Raw genomic sequence first — 19,170 nt, forward strand, 5'->3', positions numbered from 1 at the left:
GTTCTTGCGTTTCCGACTCTATCAGACTCTTTCGTGTCCGATTCCCGGCCGAAGCGGGTTCCTGCTCAATCGCTTTCCAGTTCTTCGCTTTCGCGCTTTCCCTTTCCGGCGGTTCCAACTTTACCAGACTCTTTTCCGGTCCGTTTTCGGTCCGAATTTGATTCCAGTGGCCTGTGGAGTGGCCTTTGCCTTTCGGCGCGTCCGACTTTATCAGAGATTCTGAGTCGGATTTCCCGCCTCCTCGAGGGGCTCCCGGCGCACATGTGCGCGAGGTGCTTCCCGTTCAGGCGGAATGGCAAACGTACTGGAGCGGGGCGCCCCGATGCAAATCGGGGCGCCCCGCTCCTGGTTGGCGGCCTGCCGGCGGTCTGTCGGCGACCGTCGGCGACCGTCCGGGTCAGACCTCGACGACGACCGGAAGGATCATCGGGCGCCGGCGGTAGGTGTCCGACACCCACTTGCCCACCGTGCGCCGGACCAGCTGCTGGAGCTGGTGGGGCTCCATCACGCCGTCCTGCGCCGACTTGTTGAGGGCGTCCTGGACCTTGGGTACCACCGCGGTGAACGCGCTGTCGTCGATGCCGGAGCCGCGGGCCTGGATGTGAGGACCGCCGACGATCTTGCCGGACGAGCTGTCGACCACGATGAAGACCGAGATGATCCCCTCGTCGCCGAGGATCCGGCGGTCCTTGAGGGAGGTCTCCGTGACATCGCCGACCGAGAGGCCGTCGACGTACACGTAGCCGGCCTGGACCTTGCCGACGATCTTCGCCTTGCCGTCGACGAGGTCGACGACCACGCCGTCCTCGGCGATGACGATGTGATCCTTCGGCACGCCGGTCAGCGCACCCAGCTCGGCGTTGGCCCTGAGGTGGCGCCATTCGCCGTGTACCGGCATCAGGTTCTTCGGCTTGCAGATGTTGTAGAAGTACAGCAGCTCGCCGGCCGAGGCGTGGCCCGAGACGTGGACCTTGGCGTTGCCCTTGTGGACGACGTTCGCGCCCCAGCGGGTCAGGCCGTTGATCACGCGGTAGACCGCGTTCTCGTTGCCCGGGATCAGCGACGACGCCAGGATCACCGTGTCGCCCGGAACGATCCGGATCTGGTGGTCACGGTTGGCCATACGGGAGAGGGCCGCCATCGGCTCGCCCTGGGAGCCCGTGCAGACCAGCACGACCTCGTCGTCGGGCAGGTCGTCGAGGGTCTTGACGTCGACGACCAGCCCGGCGGGCACCTTCAGATAGCCCAGATCGCGGGCGATCCCCATGTTGCGGACCATGGAGCGTCCGACGAAGGCGACCCTGCGGCCGTACTCGTGGGCGGCGTCCAGGATCTGCTGGATGCGATGGACGTGGCTGGCGAAGCTGGCCACGATGATGCGCTTCTGCGCGTTGGCGAAGACCGTGCGCAGGACGTTGGAGATGTCCCGCTCCGGCGGAACGAAACCGGGGACCTCCGCGTTCGTCGAGTCGGAGAGAAGAAGGTCGATGCCTTCCTCGCTCAGCCTGGCGAAGGCGTGCAGGTCGGTGAGACGGCCGTCCAGCGGCAGCTGGTCCATCTTGAAGTCACCGGTCGCGACGGCCATGCCCGCGGGGGTGCGGATGGCGACGGCGAGAGCGTCCGGGATGGAGTGGTTGACCGCGATGAACTCGCAGTCGAACACGCCGATGCGCTCGCGTTGCCCCTCGGTCACCTCGAGGGTGTAGGGGCGGATCCGGTGCTCCTGGAGCTTGGCCTCGATGAGCGCGAGGGTCAGCTTGGAGCCGATGAGCGGGATGTCCGGCTTCAGGCGGAGCAGATAGGGGACGCCGCCGATGTGGTCTTCGTGGCCGTGCGTGAGGACGATGCCCTCGACGTCGTCCAGGCGGTCCCGGATGGTGGTGAAGTCCGGAAGGATCAGGTCGATGCCGGGCTGCTCCTCCTCCGGGAAGAGCACACCGCAGTCGACGATGAGCAGGCGGCCGCCGTACTCGAAGACCGTCATGTTGCGGCCGATCTCGCCCAGGCCGCCCAGCGGGGTGACCCGCAGGCCGCCCTTGGGGAGCTTCGGCGGGGTACCGAGTTCAGGATGCGGATGACTCAAAAGACTCTCCTTACCACGCGCGCCACGTACCGCTGAGGGCACGTGGCGCGCATGTCATTCGTGCACTTGCTGTTGTCAGGTGGTGTTTCCGCCGCGAGTGTCCTCGCGTATTCAGTTGTGAAGTCCGTGGTTAGAGCTGTACCCCACCGGCAGCCAGATCGATCTTGAGCTGGGCCGTCTCCTGGGCGGTGAGTTCCACCAGAGGGAGGCGCAGCGGGCCGGCGGGCAGGCCCTGCAGGGTGAGCGCGGCCTTGGTGGTGATCACGCCCTGGGTGCGGAACATCCCGGTGAAGACCGGGAGCAGCTTCTGGTGGATCTCCGTGGCCTTCTGTACGTCACCGCCGAGGTGGGCCTCGATGAGCGCGCGCAGCTCCGGGGTGGCGACATGGCCGACGACGGAGACGAAACCGACGGCGCCGACCGAGAGGAGCGGGAGGTTGAGCATGTCGTCGCCGGAATACCAGGCGAGGCCGGACTGGGCGATGGCCCAGCTGGAACGGCCCAGATCTCCCTTGGCGTCCTTGTTGGCGACGATCCTGGGGTGTTCGGCGAGGCGTACGAGCGTCTCTGTGTCGATCGGCACACCGCTGCGGCCCGGAATGTCGTACAGCATGACCGGGAGCTCCGTGGAGTCCGCGATGGCGCCGAAATGGCGGAGGAGGCCCTCCTGCGGCGGCTTGTTGTAGTACGGCGTGACCGCGAGGAGGCCGTGGGCACCGCTGCGCTCGGCGGTGCGGGCCAGCTCGATGCTGTGCCGGGTGTCGTTGGTGCCGACGCCGGCGACGACGTGGGCCCGGTCTCCTACAGCTTCCAGCACAGCCCGTACGAGCTGGTCTTTCTCCGCGTCGCTGGTGGTCGGGGACTCGCCCGTGGTGCCGTTGACGACCAGGCCGTCATTGCCTGCGTCCACCAGATGGGCGGCGAGCCGCTGGGCGCCGTCGAGGTCGAGTGCGCCGTCCGCCGTGAACGGCGTGACCATAGCGGTGAGGACCCTCCCGAAGGGGGTCTGCGGAGTGGAGATCGGAGCCATGGGTAACACGCTACTCGTTGCTCGGAGCGCCGCGCTCCCTCGGGGGACGAGGAAGAGGAGCCCGGCACTGCCTGCTCGGGGGTTCAAGCAGTGCCGGGTCCGTTTGATCAGCCTAGATGAACTTCACGAAACGTCGCAATACGGACACCGCCTACGGGGCTACCCGTCCGTTTTTGTTGAAGGCGGCATGAGTGAGCGGCATCAGGCTCTGCCAGTGCTGTTCCATCTGCTCCCCGACCATTTCGATCTCGCGCTGCGGGAAGGACGGCACCCTCGCCAGCTCGTGCTGTGTGCGCAGGCCGAGGAAGTGCATCAGCGACCGGGCGTTGCAGGTGGCGTACATCGTGGAGAACAGGCCGACGGGGAGCACGGCACGGGCGACCTCGCGGGCGACCCCGGCGGCGAGCATCTCCTGGTAGGCGTCGTACGCCTGGCGGTATGACGCCTCCATGGCGCGGCTGGTGAGCTGGTGCTGCTCCGGGGTTCCCTCGACGAATTCGTACTTGCCGGGGCGGCCCTGCTGGATGAGCTTGCGGGAGTCGCCCGGGACGTAGAAGACCGGCTCGAGCTCCCTGTAGCGGCCCGATTCCTCGTTGTACGACCAGCCCACGCGGTGCCGCATGAACTCACGGAACACGAAGATCGGGGCGCTGATGAAGAAGGTCATCGAGTTGTGCTCGAACGGGCTGCCGTGCCGGTCCCGCATCAGGTAATTGATGAGCCCCTTGGAGCGCTCGGGGTCCTTGGCGACCTCTTCCAGGGACTGCTCCCCTGCTGTCGACACGCGGGCTGCGAACAGCACGTCGGAGTCGCCGGCAGCTGATTTCACCAGGTCAACGGTGACATCGCTGCGGAAGTGGGCCTTCGTGGGCTCGGGGGTGTCGGTCACCGGCGGGGGTCCTTCCAATGGCGTCGCTCGGGCGGCGTCCACTCTACGGGCCTCGGGGACGGCCTCCGTCAGCGGGAAATTTTGGACGGGTTCGGCGATTCGGGGCACCGATGAGGCCTCTCGTACGTCTGACTCATTAGCAGCACCCGTCACAGAGTTCAAGGAGAGCTTCCTCATGTTCCGCCGGCGTGAATCCGTCCCGTTCTCGTTCGTTGCCGAGGCCGACCGGTTCCGCAGTAATGTCACTCCGCCTCCCCGCCGACGCGCCACGCGCTCCCAGCTGGCCGCTCACTCCCTCGTAGGGCTGACGCTGATCGCCGGCTTCGCCGGTTCGCTGCTCTTCGGCCTGCCCGCTCTCGACACCGACCGGACGCCGTCGCACAGCCAGACGTCCGAGGCCGCGCAGCACCGCTGACCCGTACGGGCCCCCTGGGGTGGTCGGCCGGGGGGCTGCTCGGTAGCCTCACCGGGCACAGCAATCGAGCGTGCTTGTGAGTGAGGATCAGTCGTGCCCCTGCCCTTCCTGACGGCCGACCGCGCATTCGACGCGGAAGCGGAGGACATCGCGCTGCCGTTCGACGACCACGACAGCTGGCGGCGGCCCTACCGCCCCGGCCCGTGGCGGGTCGCGGCGGCAGCCACCCTGCTGCTGCTTGCGTCCTTCGTGCTGCTGGCGGCGATGATCATCACGTTCGCCGGATCGCTCTCCGGCGCCACCGTGTGTTTCGTGCTCGCCGCCGTGGTGATCGCTTGTGCGCTGCGGCTGCTTCGGGTCGGTGCCTGGGTGAGCCGGCACGGCGTACGCCGGGTGGGCTTCTTCCTCACGACCACCGTCCGGTGGAACGACGCCGCAGCCGTGCGCACGGTGCAGCAGCCGGTCAAGTGGCTCGGTCTCCCACGCACCGTCCAGGGACAGGCCCTGATCGTGGTGCGTAAGGGTGGTGAGCAGTTGGCGCCGCTGGTCACCGACCACAACGCGGACTTCCTGGCCCGCGCCGAGGCATTCGAGCGTGCCACGGACTCCATCGAGGCCTGGGGCGACGAATACCGCACCCGCTGACCCGAAGGCCCTCACGGGGCCGCCAGGACACCCACAAGCCGGTACGGCGCCAGTCAGGCGCGTACCGGCTTGTTCGTGTGCAGGGCGATGGCGCGCTGCATCGCCTTTCGGGCGCGTGGGGTGTCCCTCGCGTCCTGGTAGGCCACCGCCAGCCGGAACCAGCAGCGCCAGTCGTCCGGGCTGTCCTCGGTCTCCTCCCGGCGCCGCGCGAAGACGGCGTCGGCGGAGTCGCGGTCGATGCGCCCGGAGGGCGTGCGCACCAGTTCGTCGACGGGGAGGCCGCCCTCCGCGTCCAGTGCGGCGGCCAGGGCGTTGGCCCTGCGTACGAACTGGGTGTTCTTCCAGAGGAACCAGATGCCGATCACCGGCAGGATCAGCACGGCCACGCCGAAGGTGACCGTGAGCAGCGTGCCGTGCTTGATGAGCAGGACGCCGCGGCTGCCGGCCAGGACGAAGTAGAAGACCAGTACGGCAGCGGTGACGACGTAGGTGAGCTTTGCGCGCATGGGGTTGGGCCCAGTCAGTTCAGGTCGAGGAAGTGTTCCAGGCCGAAGGTGAGGCCGGGAGTGGTCACCACGCGGCGGGTGCCGAGCAGGATGCCCGGCATGAAGCTGCTGTGGTGCAGCGAGTCATGGCGCAGGGTGAGGGTCTCGCCCTCACCGCCCAGCAAGACCTCCTGGTGGGCGAGGAGGCCTCGGAGCCGGACCGAGTGGACCGGGACCCCGTCGACGTCCGCGCCGCGGGCTCCGTCCAGCGCGGTGGCGGTGGCGTCGGGCTGCGGCGCCGCTCCGGCCTTCTCGCGGGCCGCCGCGATGAGCTGGGCGGTGCGGGTGGCCGTGCCGGAGGGTGCGTCCGCCTTGTTGGGGTGGTGCAGCTCGATGACCTCGACGGATTCGAAGTAGCGGGCGGCCTGCTCCGCGAACTTCATCGTGAGGACCGCGCCGATGGAGAAGTTCGGCGCGATGAGCACACCGGTCTCCGGGGAGGCGGAGAGCCAGGTGTTCAGCTGCGCGAGCCGTTCGTCGGTCCAGCCCGTGGTGCCGACGACCGCGTGGATCCCGTGCCGGACGCAGAAGTCGAGGTTGTCCATCACCGACGCGGGTGTGGTCAGCTCGACGACCGCCTGGGCACCGCTGTCCGTGAGGGCCTCCAGCGAGTCCCCGCGGCCGAGTGCGGCCACCAGCTCCATGTCGTCGGCGGCCTCCACGGCTCGTACCGCCTCGGAACCGATGCGTCCCTTGGCGCCGAGAACGGCCACGCGCAGCTTGCTCATGTGTTCTTTCCTTACGGGGTGGTTAGGAGATCGCTTCCTGGAGGCGGTCGGCCTGCTTGTCCTTCAGCGGGCCGATGACCGAGAGCGAGGGCCGCTGTCCGAGGACGTCGGCCGCGACGGCCCGGACCTCGTCGGGGGTGACCGCCGCGATCTTCGCCAGCATGTCATCCACGGACATCTGTTCGCCCCAGCAGAGCTCGCTCTTGCCGATGCGGTTCATGAGCGCGCCCGTGTCCTCCAGTCCGAGGACGGTGGACCCGGCGAGCTGTCCCACGGCGCGGCTGATCTCCTCGTCGCCGAGGCCGTCCGTCGCCGCGCGGTCGAGCTCGTCCCGGCAGATCTTGAGGACGTCGTGCACCTGGCTGGGGCGGCAGCCCGCGTACACGCCGAAGAGCCCGCAGTCGGCGAAGCCCGAGGTGTACGAGTACACGCTGTAGGCCAGGCCGCGCTTCTCCCGTACCTCCTGGAAGAGGCGGGAGCTCATGCCGCCGCCGAGTGCGGTGTTCAGGACGCCGAGCGCCCAGCGACGCTCGTCGGTCCTGGCCAGGCCGGGCATGCCGAGGACGACGTGGGCCTGCTCGGTCTTGCGGTTCAGCAGTTCGACGCGGCCGGTGGCGCGCAGCGTGCGGGAGCCTTCGCGGGGCGCCGTGGGGACGGCGTCGGTGCGGCCCAGGGCCCCGGCACGCTCGAACGCCTTGCGGACCTGTCGTACGACCGTGGCGTGGTCGACGTTGCCGGCGGCGGCGACGACGAGGTGCGTGGGGTCGTAGTGCTTCTTGTAGAAGCGGGCGATCTGGCCGCGGTTCAGGGCGTTGATCGTGTCGACGGTGCCGAGCACGGGGCGGCCCAGCGGGGTGTCGCCGAGCATCGTGTGCGCGAACAGGTCGTGCACGCAGTCGCCCGGGTCGTCCTCCGTCATGGCGATCTCCTCGAGGATGACGCCGCGCTCGGCGTCGACGTCCTCGGGGGCGATCAGGGAGCCGGTCAGCATGTCGCAGACGACATCGATGGCCAGCGGCAGATCGGTGTCCAGGACCCGCGCGTAGTAGCAGGTGTACTCCTTCGCCGTGAAGGCGTTCATCTCGCCGCCGACCGCGTCGATCGCGGACGAGATGTCGAGGGCGCTGCGCTTGGCCGTGCCCTTGAAGAGGAGGTGCTCGAGGTAGTGCGTCGCGCCGTTCAGGGTGGGCGTCTCGTCGCGTGAACCGACGTTGGCCCAGATCCCGAAGGTGGCGGAGCGTACGGAGGGCAGCGTCTCGGTGACCACCCGGAGACCGCCCGGGAGGACCGTGCGGCGGACGGTGCCGATGCCGTTGCTGCCCTTGAGAAGGGTTTGGGTACGGGCGACGGCCCGCCCCTCCGAGGAGGGGCGGGCCGTCGTCACGGAACTACGGGACGTCACTTGTCGGTGTCGTCCTTCTTCTCGTCCTCTTCGCCCTCGACGACGGGGATGAGGGAGAGCTTGCCGCGGGAGTCGATCTCCGCGATCTCGACCTGGACCTTGGCGCCGACGCCGAGCACGTCCTCGACGTTCTCCACGCGCTTGCCACCGGCGAGCTTGCGGATCTGCGAGATGTGCAGCAGACCGTCCTTGCCGGGCATCAGGGAGACGAACGCACCGAAGGTGGTGGTCTTGACGACCGTACCCAGGTAGCGCTCGCCGACCTCCGGCATGGTCGGGTTGGCGATGGCGTTGATCGTGGCGCGGGCGGCCTCGGCCTGCGAGCCCTGCTGGGCACCGATGTAGATGGTGCCGTCGTCCTCGATCGTGATGTCGGCGCCGGTGTCCTCCTGGATCTGGTTGATCATCTTGCCCTTGGGGCCGATGACCTCACCGATCTTGTCCACCGGGATCTTGACGGTGATGATCCGCGGGGCGTTCGGGGACATCTCGTCCGGGACGTCGATGGCCTCGTTCATGACGTCCAGGATGTGCAGACGCGCGTCACGGGCCTGCTTCAGCGCGGCGGCCAGGACCGAGGCGGGGATGCCGTCGAGCTTGGTGTCGAGCTGGAGCGCGGTCACGAACTGCTTCGTGCCGGCGACCTTGAAGTCCATGTCGCCGAAGGCGTCCTCCGCACCGAGGATGTCGGTGAGGGCGACGTAGTGCGTCTTGCCGTCGATCTCCTGCGAGATCAGGCCCATGGCGATACCGGCGACGGCGGCCTTGAGGGGCACACCGGCGTTCAGCAGCGACATGGTGGAGGCGCAGACCGAGCCCATGGACGTCGAGCCGTTGGAGCCCAGCGCCTCGGAGACCTGGCGGATCGCGTAGGGGAACTCCTCGCGCGACGGCAGCACCGGCACGATGGCGCGCTCGGCGAGCGCGCCATGGCCGATCTCGCGGCGCTTGGGCGAGCCCACGCGGCCGGTCTCACCGACGGAGTACGGCGGGAAGTTGTAGTTGTGCATGTAGCGCTTGCGGGTCACCGGGGAGAGGGTGTCCAGCTGCTGCTCCATGCGGAGCATGTTGAGGGTGGTGACGCCCAGGATCTGGGTCTCGCCACGCTCGAACAGCGCCGAGCCGTGCACGCGCGGGATGGCCTCGACCTCGGCGGCGAGCGTACGGATGTCCGTGACGCCGCGGCCGTCGATGCGGACCTTGTCCTTGATGACGCGCTCGCGGACCAGCTTCTTGGTCAGCGCGCGGTAGGCACCGGAGATCTCCTTCTCGCGGCCCTCGAAGGCCGGGAGGAGCTTCTCGCCCGCGATCTCCTTGATGCGGTCGAGCTCCGCCTCGCGCTCCTGCTTGCCGGCGATGGTGAGCGCCTTGGCGAGCTCGGTGCTGACGGCCTTGGAGAGCGCCTCCAGGACGTCGTCCTGGTAGTCGAGGAAGACCGGGAACTCGCCGGTGGGCTTGGCGGCCTTGGCGGCGAGGTCGGACTGGGCCTTGCAGAGCGCCTTGATGAAGGGCTTCGCGGCCTCGAGACCGGCGGCGACGACCTCTTCGGTCGGGGCCTCGGCACCGTCCTTGACGAGCTGGATGGTCTTCTCGGTGGCCTCGGCCTCGACCATCATGATCGCGACGTCGCCGTCCTCCAGGACACGACCGGCGACGACCATGTCGAAGACGGCGTCCTCGAGCTCGGTGTGCGTCGGGAAGGCGACCCACTGGCCCTTGATCAGGGCGACGCGGGTGGCGCCGATCGGGCCGGAGAAGGGCAGGCCCGCCAGGATCGTGGAGGCGGAGGCGGCGTTGATCGCGACCACGTCGTACAGGTGGTCGGGGTTGAGCGCCATGATCGTCTCGACGATCTGAATCTCGTTGCGCAGGCCCTTCTTGAAGGAGGGGCGCAGCGGGCGGTCGATCAGGCGGCAGGTGAGGATCGCGTCCTCGGAGGGCCGGCCCTCACGGCGGAAGAAGGAGCCGGGGATCTTGCCGGCCGCGTACTGCCGCTCCTCGACGTCCACCGTGAGGGGGAAGAAGTCGAGGTTGTCCTTGGGCCGCTTGGAAGCGGTGGTGGCCGACAGCACCATGGTGTCGTCGTCCAGGTACGCGACGGCGGACCCTGCGGCCTGCTTGGCCAGGCGGCCCGTCTCGAAGCGGATGGTGCGGGTGCCGAAGGTTCCGTTGTCGATAACGGCCTCGGCGTAGTGGGTCTCGTTCTCCACTAGTGATTTCTCCATACTCGTCGTCTTTCGTCCTGCCGCCCGTGTGGCGGAGGACGGTGCGGAGAAGCGCACCGTGTGTGCGGGGCCGGTCTTCGATCGAAGCTCCCGGGCGTTGTCCCGGGGGCCACTACCGAGGACCGGCGGCGGCCGTGGGGCGCCTCTCCTCGTCTTGTGTTGTACGTCCAGGTTACTGAGCCGGGGCCCGATACCGCACGTACGGCAAAGGGAGCGGTCCCCTGGAAGTGGGTACCGCTCCCTTCAACAGCGTCTTTACTTGGCGCCGCCGGCCGCGCCGCGGCGGATGCCGAGGCGGTCGACGAGCGCACGGAAGCGCTGGATGTCCTTCTTGGCAAGGTACTGCAGGAGGCGGCGACGCTGGCCGACCAGGATCAGCAGACCACGACGGGAGTGGTGGTCGTGCTTGTGCGTCTTGAGGTGCTCCGTCAGGTCCGAGATCCGGCGGGAGAGCATGGCGACCTGGACCTCGGGGGATCCGGTGTCACCCTCCTTCTGGGCGAACTCGGACATGATCTGCTTCTTCGTAGCGGCGTCGAGCGGCACGCGTACTCCTCTTGATGTTCGATGCGCCCACGAGTGCCCCTGGTCTTGATCTCAGGGGAGCTTCCATGACTCGGAGGCGAAGGTCCGATGAGCGCAGCCCCCAGGATGATCCGGGGACGCGTACACAAACGGCCACTGGTCAGAGTACCAGTCCTCCGGGGCACCCCCGACGGGTGTCAGCTGGTGAGTGCCCGGATCGAGTGGTAGACGTCGAAAACGGCGAGGCACAGCGGCAGCAGCGTCAGGAGTACGCAGGCCTCGGCGACCTCCAGGAAGCGACCCCAGAACGGGGTGACGCCCTTGCGCGGCACGATCAGCCCTATGGCGGTGATCAGCGCGGCCACGCCCGCGACTGCGGCGGTGAGCCAGATCGTACGGATGTCGAGCCCCGCGCTGTCGCCCGTGAGTGCGGCGCGGATCAGCTCGGTCGGCGGATTGAGCGACAGTCCGAGGCCGAGGAGCACGAGTGCGGCGAGGCCGGCTCCCAGGGCGCAGCCGACCTGGGCCGTGTAGCGGAAGAGGTGGGCGCGCATCAGCATCGCGACCCCGGTGGCGAGCGCCAGCAGCTGGCCCCAGACGCTGTCCGAGAAGCCGAGCACCGCGGCTGCGCCCACGGCCACCAGCGCGCATCCGCCGACCAGGCCGACGAGCAGTTCGTGGCCGCGCCGCGCCTGGGCGGCGATGCGGTCGGCATCGACGGGGCCCTGCGGCGCCGGGTCGGACGTCCCGTAGTCGCCGACGGTGGTGCGGGGAGGCTCGAAGCCGATCGGGAGGCGGGCGAAGCGGGTGGAGAGCCCGGGCAGGAAGCCCAGGAGCCCCACCGAGAGGGGCGCACAGACGGCCGCGGTCTCGGACGGCGCCATGCCGGTCATGATCGCGATGAAGGTCACCAGTACGCCGATGGCGGAGGCGAACACGAACGCGACGAAGGTTCCGTCGCCCTCCGGGGCGGCGATCATGAGGATCACCGACACCACCAGCACGGCGGCACAGGCGAGCAGGAACTGGAGCCTGCCGATGCCCTGGCCCTGGCTGAGCGAGAGGAGCCCTGCGCCGGCGACCGCGGCGTTGGTGAGTGCGCCGATCCCCAGCGCGATGGACGACCCACGGTCCGCGTAGACCCGCGCGCGTACGCACGCCAGCGCGAGAAGGAGCAGGGCGGTGACGGCGGCCAGGATGCCCGGCAGGCCGTGCATGTCGTGCCGGACGTCGGAGGTCCACAGCACGAAGCCGAGCAGGACCAGCAGGACGGACCCGCCGAAGAGGCCGGCCGAGCGCATGAGGGTGTCACCCCAGAGAGTGCGGTCCCGGGCGACGGCTGTGGCGACGGCGTCGGAGACGTCGTCGAAGACCGCGGGGGGCAGCGACTCCGAGAAGGGCCGCAGGGAGAGCAGCTCGCCGTCGAGGACGCGCAGGCCGGCCAGCGTGCGCCCGCTGTCGAGCACGGTGCCGTCACGGCGCACCAGGTGATAGCCGACCGGGGCGCCCTGGGCGGGGCTCTGCCCCGACAGCCGGAGAATCTCCGGGTAGAGGTCGGCGACGGGGATGTCCTCGGGCAGCGCCACGTCGACGCGGCTGTCGGGCGCGACGACCGTGACCCGGCAGAAGCCGGTTCCGTTGCCGGCCGGAACTCCGGGACCCGGCCGACCGGATCCGGTAGCCGCCGTTTGCGCCGTCATAGTCACCTGCTGCTCCCCCTCATGCTTCTCCTGGGTTCCCTCTGGAACGCACCCCTGGGCCATGGGCTCCAGCTGCGTCCCGAATGACCCATTTTTTTGCGGTAGTTAGCGGATGCGTACACGCGTCGCGACACCCTACCGCCCTCGGGTCGCCGGGTACGCCAGTAGGATCCTCCCGCGGACGGAACCCGTCGCCACGGGGGCGCCGATAGGAACAGTTCCGTCCGGCAAGGGAATTGGTGAGCTGTGAGCCAGATTGTCGTCAAGCGCCCACCGCGGGCCCTCCCCTCCGAAGTTCCGGGCGAGCAGGTGCAGTTGCAACCTCCGCCCGAGTTGCCCCGTGGGCAGCAGGAGGGGGTGATGATGCAGCTGCTGCCGATGCTCGGCATGGGTGGTTCCGTCGTCTTCTTCTTCATGACGCCGAACCCGATCATGCGGATCATGGGCATGATCATGATTGCGTCGACGGTCGCGATGGCCATTGCGATGATCATCCGTTTCCGGCGCGGTACCCAGGGTCAGCTCGCGGACATGCGGCGCGACTATCTGAAGTACCTGACGCAGACCAGACGCGCTGTGCTGAGGACCGCCCGGCAGCAGCGCGACGCGCAGTTCTACCTCCACCCGTCTCCGGAACAGCTGTGGGCGCTCGTCGCCGAGGGCAGCCGGGTGTGGGAGCGCCGTGTCGGGGACGCGGACTTCGCACACGTGCGCATCGGCCTGGGCAGCCAGGAACTCGCCACGCCTCTCGTCGCACCGGACACCGCGCCGGTCGATGAGCTGGAGCCGCTGACCGCCGGGGCCATGCAGCAGTTCCTGACGACCCACAGCACGCTGGACGGGCTGCCGATGGCGGTATCGCTCCGTGCCTTCTACCACCTGACGATCAGCGGTGAGGCGGAGTCCGCGCGTGCCACGGCCCGCGCGATGGTCGGGGCGCTCGCCTCGCTGCACTCCCCCGAGGACCTGATCATCGCCGTCGCGACCGGCCGTGACGCCGCTCCGCGCTGGGAATGGACGAAGTGGCTCCCCCACGTCCAGGTGCAGGGCTCCATCGACGGCGCCGGCAGCCGCCGTCTGATCACCACGAGCGTCGCGGAGCTGGAGGAGATGCTCGCGGGCCGTCTCGACGGCAGGCCTCGCTTCCAGCCGGGTGGCCAGCCGATCCTCGACCAGCCGCACGTCGTCGTCGTGCTCGACGGCGAGTCGGTACCGGCGACGTCGGCGCTCGCGTCGGCGGAGGGCCTTCAGGGCGTCACCGTCGTCGAGATCGTCACGGGCCAGGTCACCGGAGCGCGCGGCGGCCTCTCCATCGTGGTCGACCCCCACTCGCTGCAGCTGGAGTCGGGGCACGGCCTGGTGTACGACGGCCTCCCCGACCTGCTGAGCCACGAGGCCGCGGAGGCACTGGCGCGGCAACTGGCCCCCCTCCACGTGGCGTCGGGCGGGGACGACGACGAACCGCTGCTCGCCAATCTGGAGTTCACCGATCTGCTGAATCTCGGAGACGCCGCCTCGGTCGACGTCAGCCGGACCTGGCGGGCCCGCTCGCAGGCGGAGCGGCTCCGGGTGCCGATCGGCGTGGGCGAGGACGGCGGCCCCGTGATGCTGGACCTCAAGGAGGCGGCGCAGGAGGGCATGGGTCCGCACGGCCTGTGTGTCGGCGCCACCGGTTCCGGAAAGTCCGAGCTGCTCCGCACGCTCGTCCTCGGCCTCGCGGTCACCCACACCTCGGAGACGCTGAACTTCGTCCTCGCGGACTTCAAGGGTGGCGCCACCTTCGCCGGCATGGCGCAGATGCCCCACGTCGCAGCGGTGATCACCAACCTCGCGGACGACCTGACGCTGGTGGACCGCATGGGCGACTCCATCAGCGGTGAGCTCAACCGACGCCAGGAGATGCTGCGCGACGCGGGCAACTACGCCAACATCCACGACTACGAGAAGGCGCGGGCCGCGGGTGCGCCGCTGCAGCCCATCCCCTCCCTCGTCCTGGTCATCGACGAGTTCAGCGAGCTGCTCACGGCCAAGCCGGACTTCATCGAGATGTTCGTGCAGATCGGCCGTATCGGCCGTTCCCTGGGCGTCCATCTGCTGCTGGCCTCGCAGCGCCTCGAGGAGGGGCGGCTGCGAGGCCTGGAGACCTATCTGTCGTACCGGATCGGTCTGCGTACGTTCTCCGCGGGTGAGTCCCGCGCCGCGCTGGGCGTGCCCGACGCCTACCACCTGCCCAATGTCCCTGGTTCGGGCTATCTGAAGTACGGCACGGACGAGATGGTGCGCTTCAAGGCGGCCTACGTCTCCGGGGTGTACCGCTCGGGTGCCCAGCCGGCCGCGGCCTCCGGTCCTCTGCCGGTGGACCGCAGGCCGGTGGTGTTCACCGCGGCTCCGGTACCGGTGCGTTACGTACAGCCGACGGCGCAGGCCGGCGTACCCGACGCCCGCACGTCCGAGGACGACGCCCTGGCCGACACGGTGCTCGACGTGATCGTGCGCCGGCTGGAGGGCCGGGGGGCGTCCGCGCACCAGGTGTGGCTGCCTCCGCTGGACAATCCGCCATCGCTGGACGAGCTCCTGCCGGGGCTCTCCGCGGTGGAGGGGCGCGGGCTGACCCAGCCCGGGTTCGAGGGCTCGGGACGCCTCGTCGTACCGCTGGGTGTGGTCGACAAGCCGTACGAGCAGCGCCGCGACACGCTCTACCGGGACTTCTCCGGCGCGGCGGGCCACATGCAGATCACCGGCGGCCCGCAGTCGGGCAAGTCCACGCTGCTGCGCACGCTCATCGCGGGCTTCGCCCTCACCCACACGCCCCAGGAGGTCCAGTTCTACGGACTCGACTTCGGTGGCGGCGGCATGGCCTCGGTCTCCGGTCTCCCCCATGTCGGAGGGGTCGCGTCCCGGCTCGACCCCGAGCGGGTCCGCCGTACGGTCGCCGAGGTGTACGGGATCATGGCGCGCCGCGAGGAGTACTTCCGCAGCGCGGGCATCGACTCCATCGCCACCTTCCGCAGGATGCGGGCGCGGGGCGAGATCTCGGCGACGGACCAGCCGTGGGGCGACGTCTTCCTCCTCATCGACGGCTGGGGCAACTTCCGCACGGACTACGAGGCCCTGGAGTCCGCGGCCATCGACATCGCGCAGCGCGGTCTCGGCTACGGCATCCATCTGATCGTCACGGCGTCGCGCTCCATGGAGGTCCGGGCCAACCTCAAGGACCACCTGATGAACCGGCTCGAACTGCGGCTCGGTGACGTCATGGACTCCGAGCTGGACCGCAAGGCCGCCGTCAACGTGCCCGCCGGCGTGCCCGGTCGCGGTCTCACCCCGGAGAAGCTGCACTTCATGGCCGCGGTACCGCGGATCGACGGCATCAACTCCGACAGCGACCTGTCCGAGGCCACGGCCGCCATGAACCAGGAGGTCGCCCGGCACTGGACTGCGGCGCCCGCCCCGGCGGTTCGGCTGCTGCCCCGCGAACTCCCGGTCCGCGAACTGCCCGCGGGCTACGCGAGGCCGGAGCGGGGCATCGCGTTCGGTATCGACGAGAACAACCTGGAGCCGGTCTTCCTCGACTTCGAGCGGGACCCGTTCTTCCTGGTGTTCGGCGAGAGCGAGTCCGGCAAGTCCAACCTGCTGCGCCTGCTCATCAAGCAGCTGACCGAGAGGTACGAGGGGAACGCGGCCAAGTTCTTCGTCATCGACAACCGGCGAGCGCTCCTGGACGTCACCCCCGCCACGCACCTGGCGGAGTACGTGCCCATGTCCAACAACATGGAGCACCACGCGGACGCGCTGTACGACCTCATGAAGCGCCGCACCCCCTCGCCCGAGGTCACGGCGCAGCAGCTGCGCGATCGCAGCTGGTGGAGCGGCCCCGACGTGTACGTGGTCGTCGACGACTACGACCTGGTCTCGACGTCGAGCGGCAACCCGCTGGCGAAGCTCACGGAGATGCTGCCGTTCTCCCGCGACGTCGGCGTGCGGTTCATCATCGCCCGCAGCACGGCGGGGGCGGGCCGCGCACTGTACGAGCCCTTCCTGCAGCGCATCCTGGAACTGGGCGCGCAGGGCGTGATGCTCTCGGGCGACCCCATCGAGGGCGACATCCTCGGCAACGTACGACCGCGCCCGATGCCCCCGGGGCGCGGGGTGTTCGTCACCCGGCGCCGCGGGAATCCGCTGGTGCAGTCCGGTCTCATGGACGGGTAGCGGTAGGGGGTACGGCGGTACCGGGGCGGGCGGTGACGGCAGGGGATACACGCTGCTGTCGCCGCCCGCCGCGGCGTGCGGGGTTGCGCCGGCGCGCCAGATGTTCGAAACGTTCAGCATTCCGGTACGCACCGACTGAGGGGTTCCACATGGCATGGGCCGAGTGGGAGCAATTGAAGGAAGACGCGGCCGGCAAGGGCGGCACGCAGATGCGCCTCAACAAGGCCGGGCCTGGTGGCGGTGGGGCGGATGAACCGATATCACGATCGCACAAAATAGAGGGAAGGCGACACGACAGCTGTGTATCGCCGATCCTGCGGTCGGAACATAAAGGAGGGGTAGGCGTTGAATACGCTGACCGTGGTTGTTTTGGTGTTGGCTACCGGACTCGTCGCCATGGGCTGTGTGAAGGCGGACCGGGTCCGTGGGTGGCGTGAGTCGTTCAATCCTTCGGCACCCGAAGTTCCGGATTCCGCATTCGTCGTCGCCCGCGTCGTCCTCTTCGGAATGGCCGGTATCGGCGTCTTCTCGGCGTTCCAGTTCATGGCTGTGGTCGCCGATGGAGAGTGGAGCGATGACGAACTGACCAGCGCGGTCAGCCAGGCCACGGCGGAGTTGGACGGCACTTCGCGCTTCGGTGACATCTTCGGTGATGACAGCGGCTTCGATCAGGAATTCGCAAAGATGATCGAGGAAGAGGTCGTCGAGAACGGCGGCGGTGGCGCACCGCAGAGCGGCGTGGACGCCGGCGCCGCAGCCTCGAACAAGCCCTCCGGCGCGGACTACACGGTCCAGGCCGCAGGCGCGGACGCGGCCTTCTGCGTACACGTCGTGCGCATGCCGTCGAAGGACGGGGACTACGAGCCCCCCGGCGTGGCGGGCGGAGCCGGCTCGGTGACGGTCCCGAACTACGACTTTGCCGTGACGAGCCGCGAAGGCGAGTGCTGAGGCCCCCTCATCGGAGCGCCACCTCCCCCCCGAGGTAACCCTGCGTAGAGCGGGCCGCCTGGCAGGAACGACTACGGCGGACCGGGCGTGCTCAGCTCTTTCGCGGGTCCCGGGTGGGCGGAACCCAATGCTCCACCGCCGAATCGGTGAATCCCGAACCGGTAAGAGGCACTTTCGGGCCAACCGTGCGCAGAGACCGAACAACTGCAAACGATGCGTGATCAACCACTTTCGCACCTCCCACGGGCGCCGGAGACGCGTCAGATGCCTGAACTCAGGCCCCTCCCCAGCACCAGCGCCGAAGATCCCCCAACTGTGGGTTCCGCTCCCCTCGGGGATGCATCCGAGTTGGCGTGAGATCGACGAACGCTCGTCTGCCTGGCTCGATCGGTTCGGCGTCTACTCCGACCGGGCGCAGCGCGAGCGGCTGACCCGTATCTCCGTGGGCGAGATAACCAGCCGCGGCGCCCCTTCCGGACGCGTCGCTGCGTTGCCGTGGACCTCGGACTTCCTGACCACCCGGCGGTCCGGCTCGACTCATCCGGGGTCAAGATCTTCTCGACCCTCAGCGAGATCATCCACGGGTACGACCTCCCCGCGGCCGACTACGAGCACCACGACATCCGTGGGTTCGTCGAAATCTTCGCCTCGATCACCGGCTGGTCCAGCGACCTGGTCTCGTACCACAAAGAGCGCCAACGCAGCCAAGAGGGATACGGAAACATCGTCAACCTGATCGTGTACGAGCGGCAACGCACCCTCGACGAAGCGGTGAGCGAGACCGCCATGATGCACACCCTTGCCATGGCCCTCTACCTCCATCTCCGCGACCAGATCCTGCGTGACGCCGGCCCCGAGCTACGTCGGTGGATCACGGACTGCGACTCCTGGATCCGCGCCGACTACGACTGGTCCCTTACCACCCATCGCTACGTCAATCCGGAGAATCCCGCCGACCAGCCTCTGCCGATCGCCAGCATCGCTTGGTGGTGGACCCTGGTGAAGGACGAGTCACAGCGAGCGTCGGATGCGTTGTGGGAGTTGCCTTCTGCGTGCGTGATTCGCCGCTACGCCGCTCAAGCGCGACTGGCGAGAGGCCGCCAGGCGTTCCAGGTGTCGAGTCGCTGTCGGTAAGCGGCTTCGACCACCGGATAGGGGTATTCACCGAGGAAGAGCCGCAGGGGGGTCGGTGTCGACCACTTCGATGATGACATCGGCGGTCGACTGCGGATCCTGTGGTGCGCGGGCGGTAGCACCGGCCCGGCGCGCCTCGCGGATCGGCTCGTACGCGGCGATGGGGTCTGTGTGCGCCGCGGACGCGCCGGACGCCAGTCGGTGCCGGTGCCGTAGGGGCCGGGTTCGACGATCGTGACGTGGATGCCGAGCGGGCCGACTTCTTGTGCGAGTGCCTCGCTCATCCCCTCAAGCGCCCACTCGGGCGGCGGCCCAGGACACACGTCAGGGTGGGCACCTCCCGTGCGTGCCCACCCTGACCTGTTTGTACTTGTCGAGTCCTACTCGAAGTTGGCCCGCGCCCTCTTGTCGCCGGCCTGGTAGGCCGTACCGGCGTCGCGCACCTTCCGGGAGATCTCGGACAGGGCGGTGTGGATCCCCGTGGCGTCGCGGTCCCAGCCGGCCTGCGCCGCGTCGTACGCCGTCTTGGCCTCGCCGACCCAGAGCTCGGAGACGTTGGCGATCATGCGCTTGATCGACGCAAGGTCTTCCTGAAGCTGCCTGCTCTGCCGGTCGATGTCCCCGGCAGCCTGCTCCAGGCTCGAGTAAGTGACAACCATCGTGCCGTCGTTGGTCGACATACGGTCCTCCAG

At 68.7% G+C, this 19,170-nt stretch carries 15 protein-coding genes; 5 read left to right on the forward strand and 10 right to left on the reverse strand.

Annotation, left to right across the window (positions count from 1 at the left end; translation table 11 throughout):
* Positions 1-397: 397 nt before the first annotated feature.
* The 3 genes from ACIBCU_RS37225 to thyX all read right to left on the reverse strand — a co-directional run bounded on the left by ACIBCU_RS37225 (position 398) and on the right by thyX (position 4,002).
* On the reverse strand, positions 398-2,083 hold the full coding sequence (locus ACIBCU_RS37225) for a ribonuclease J (RefSeq protein ID WP_362937885.1): 1,686 nt from the start codon (positions 2,081-2,083) through the stop codon (positions 398-400).
* A 130-nt stretch (positions 2,084-2,213) separates the two neighbouring features.
* Positions 2,214-3,113 (reverse strand): 4-hydroxy-tetrahydrodipicolinate synthase, encoded by a 900-nt coding sequence (gene dapA, locus ACIBCU_RS37230; protein ID WP_356713748.1) that lies wholly within the window; start codon positions 3,111-3,113, stop codon positions 2,214-2,216.
* A 151-nt stretch (positions 3,114-3,264) separates the two neighbouring features.
* Positions 3,265-4,002 carry an FAD-dependent thymidylate synthase gene (gene thyX, locus ACIBCU_RS37235; RefSeq protein ID WP_399236997.1) on the reverse strand — a complete coding sequence of 246 codons (738 nt, stop codon included), beginning with the start codon at positions 4,000-4,002 and terminating at the stop codon, positions 3,265-3,267.
* Positions 4,003-4,177: 175 nt separating this feature from the next.
* On the opposite strand from thyX, the gene ACIBCU_RS37240 reads away from it, so the two are divergent.
* A complete protein-coding gene (locus tag ACIBCU_RS37240; RefSeq protein WP_104789522.1) occupies positions 4,178-4,417 on the forward strand; it encodes a hypothetical protein in 240 nt (79 codons plus the stop codon).
* A gap of 93 nt (positions 4,418-4,510) precedes the next feature.
* Positions 4,511-5,062 carry a hypothetical protein gene (locus tag ACIBCU_RS37245; RefSeq protein ID WP_362937877.1) on the forward strand — a complete coding sequence of 184 codons (552 nt, stop codon included), beginning with the start codon at positions 4,511-4,513 and terminating at the stop codon, positions 5,060-5,062.
* A gap of 53 nt (positions 5,063-5,115) precedes the next feature.
* Here the strand turns inward: ACIBCU_RS37245 and ACIBCU_RS37250 are convergent, their stop codons facing one another.
* The 6 genes from ACIBCU_RS37250 to eccD form a co-directional block, all read right to left on the reverse strand.
* The gene (locus ACIBCU_RS37250; RefSeq protein ID WP_362937874.1) at positions 5,116-5,568 is read right to left on the reverse strand and encodes a tetratricopeptide repeat protein; all 453 of its coding nucleotides are present in this window, start codon (positions 5,566-5,568) and stop codon (positions 5,116-5,118) included.
* A gap of 14 nt (positions 5,569-5,582) precedes the next feature.
* The gene (gene dapB, locus ACIBCU_RS37255; protein WP_362937871.1) at positions 5,583-6,335 is read right to left on the reverse strand and encodes a 4-hydroxy-tetrahydrodipicolinate reductase; all 753 of its coding nucleotides are present in this window, start codon (positions 6,333-6,335) and stop codon (positions 5,583-5,585) included.
* Between the two features lie 22 nt (positions 6,336-6,357).
* Complete coding sequence (locus ACIBCU_RS37260) at positions 6,358-7,737, reverse strand: M16 family metallopeptidase (RefSeq protein ID WP_399237001.1); 1,380 nt, start codon at positions 7,735-7,737, stop codon at positions 6,358-6,360.
* Positions 7,734-9,947 carry a polyribonucleotide nucleotidyltransferase gene (locus tag ACIBCU_RS37265; protein ID WP_328904477.1) on the reverse strand — a complete coding sequence of 738 codons (2,214 nt, stop codon included), beginning with the start codon at positions 9,945-9,947 and terminating at the stop codon, positions 7,734-7,736. The genes ACIBCU_RS37260 and ACIBCU_RS37265 overlap by 4 nt, the downstream gene beginning before the upstream one ends.
* A gap of 270 nt (positions 9,948-10,217) precedes the next feature.
* Positions 10,218-10,508, reverse strand: coding sequence for a 30S ribosomal protein S15 (gene rpsO / locus ACIBCU_RS37270; protein WP_003965855.1), 291 nt, complete (start codon positions 10,506-10,508; stop codon positions 10,218-10,220).
* 176 nt (positions 10,509-10,684) lie between these two features.
* The gene (gene eccD / locus ACIBCU_RS37275; RefSeq protein ID WP_362937868.1) at positions 10,685-12,187 is read right to left on the reverse strand and encodes a type VII secretion integral membrane protein EccD; all 1,503 of its coding nucleotides are present in this window, start codon (positions 12,185-12,187) and stop codon (positions 10,685-10,687) included.
* Between the two features lie 246 nt (positions 12,188-12,433).
* Here eccD and eccCa point away from each other — a divergent pair, with 246 nt between their 5' ends.
* The 3 genes from eccCa to ACIBCU_RS37290 all read left to right on the forward strand — a co-directional run bounded on the left by eccCa (position 12,434) and on the right by ACIBCU_RS37290 (position 18,478).
* Complete coding sequence (gene eccCa / locus ACIBCU_RS37280; RefSeq protein ID WP_362937865.1) at positions 12,434-16,396, forward strand: type VII secretion protein EccCa; 3,963 nt, start codon at positions 12,434-12,436, stop codon at positions 16,394-16,396.
* A gap of 345 nt (positions 16,397-16,741) precedes the next feature.
* Positions 16,742-17,344: a hypothetical protein gene (locus ACIBCU_RS37285; protein ID WP_362937862.1), complete on the forward strand. Its 603-nt coding sequence runs from the start codon at positions 16,742-16,744 to the stop codon at positions 17,342-17,344.
* A gap of 495 nt (positions 17,345-17,839) precedes the next feature.
* Positions 17,840-18,478: a hypothetical protein gene (locus tag ACIBCU_RS37290; protein WP_399237005.1), complete on the forward strand. Its 639-nt coding sequence runs from the start codon at positions 17,840-17,842 to the stop codon at positions 18,476-18,478.
* A 380-nt stretch (positions 18,479-18,858) separates the two neighbouring features.
* Here ACIBCU_RS37290 and ACIBCU_RS37295 read toward each other — a convergent pair whose 3' ends face one another.
* A complete protein-coding gene (locus ACIBCU_RS37295) occupies positions 18,859-19,158 on the reverse strand; it encodes a WXG100 family type VII secretion target (RefSeq protein ID WP_362937856.1) in 300 nt (99 codons plus the stop codon).
* Positions 19,159-19,170 lie beyond the last annotated feature (12 nt).

Origin of the sequence: Streptomyces sp. NPDC051064 (assembly GCF_044455985.1) — a bacterium.
Classification (GTDB): Bacteria; Actinomycetota; Actinomycetes; order Streptomycetales; family Streptomycetaceae; genus Streptomyces.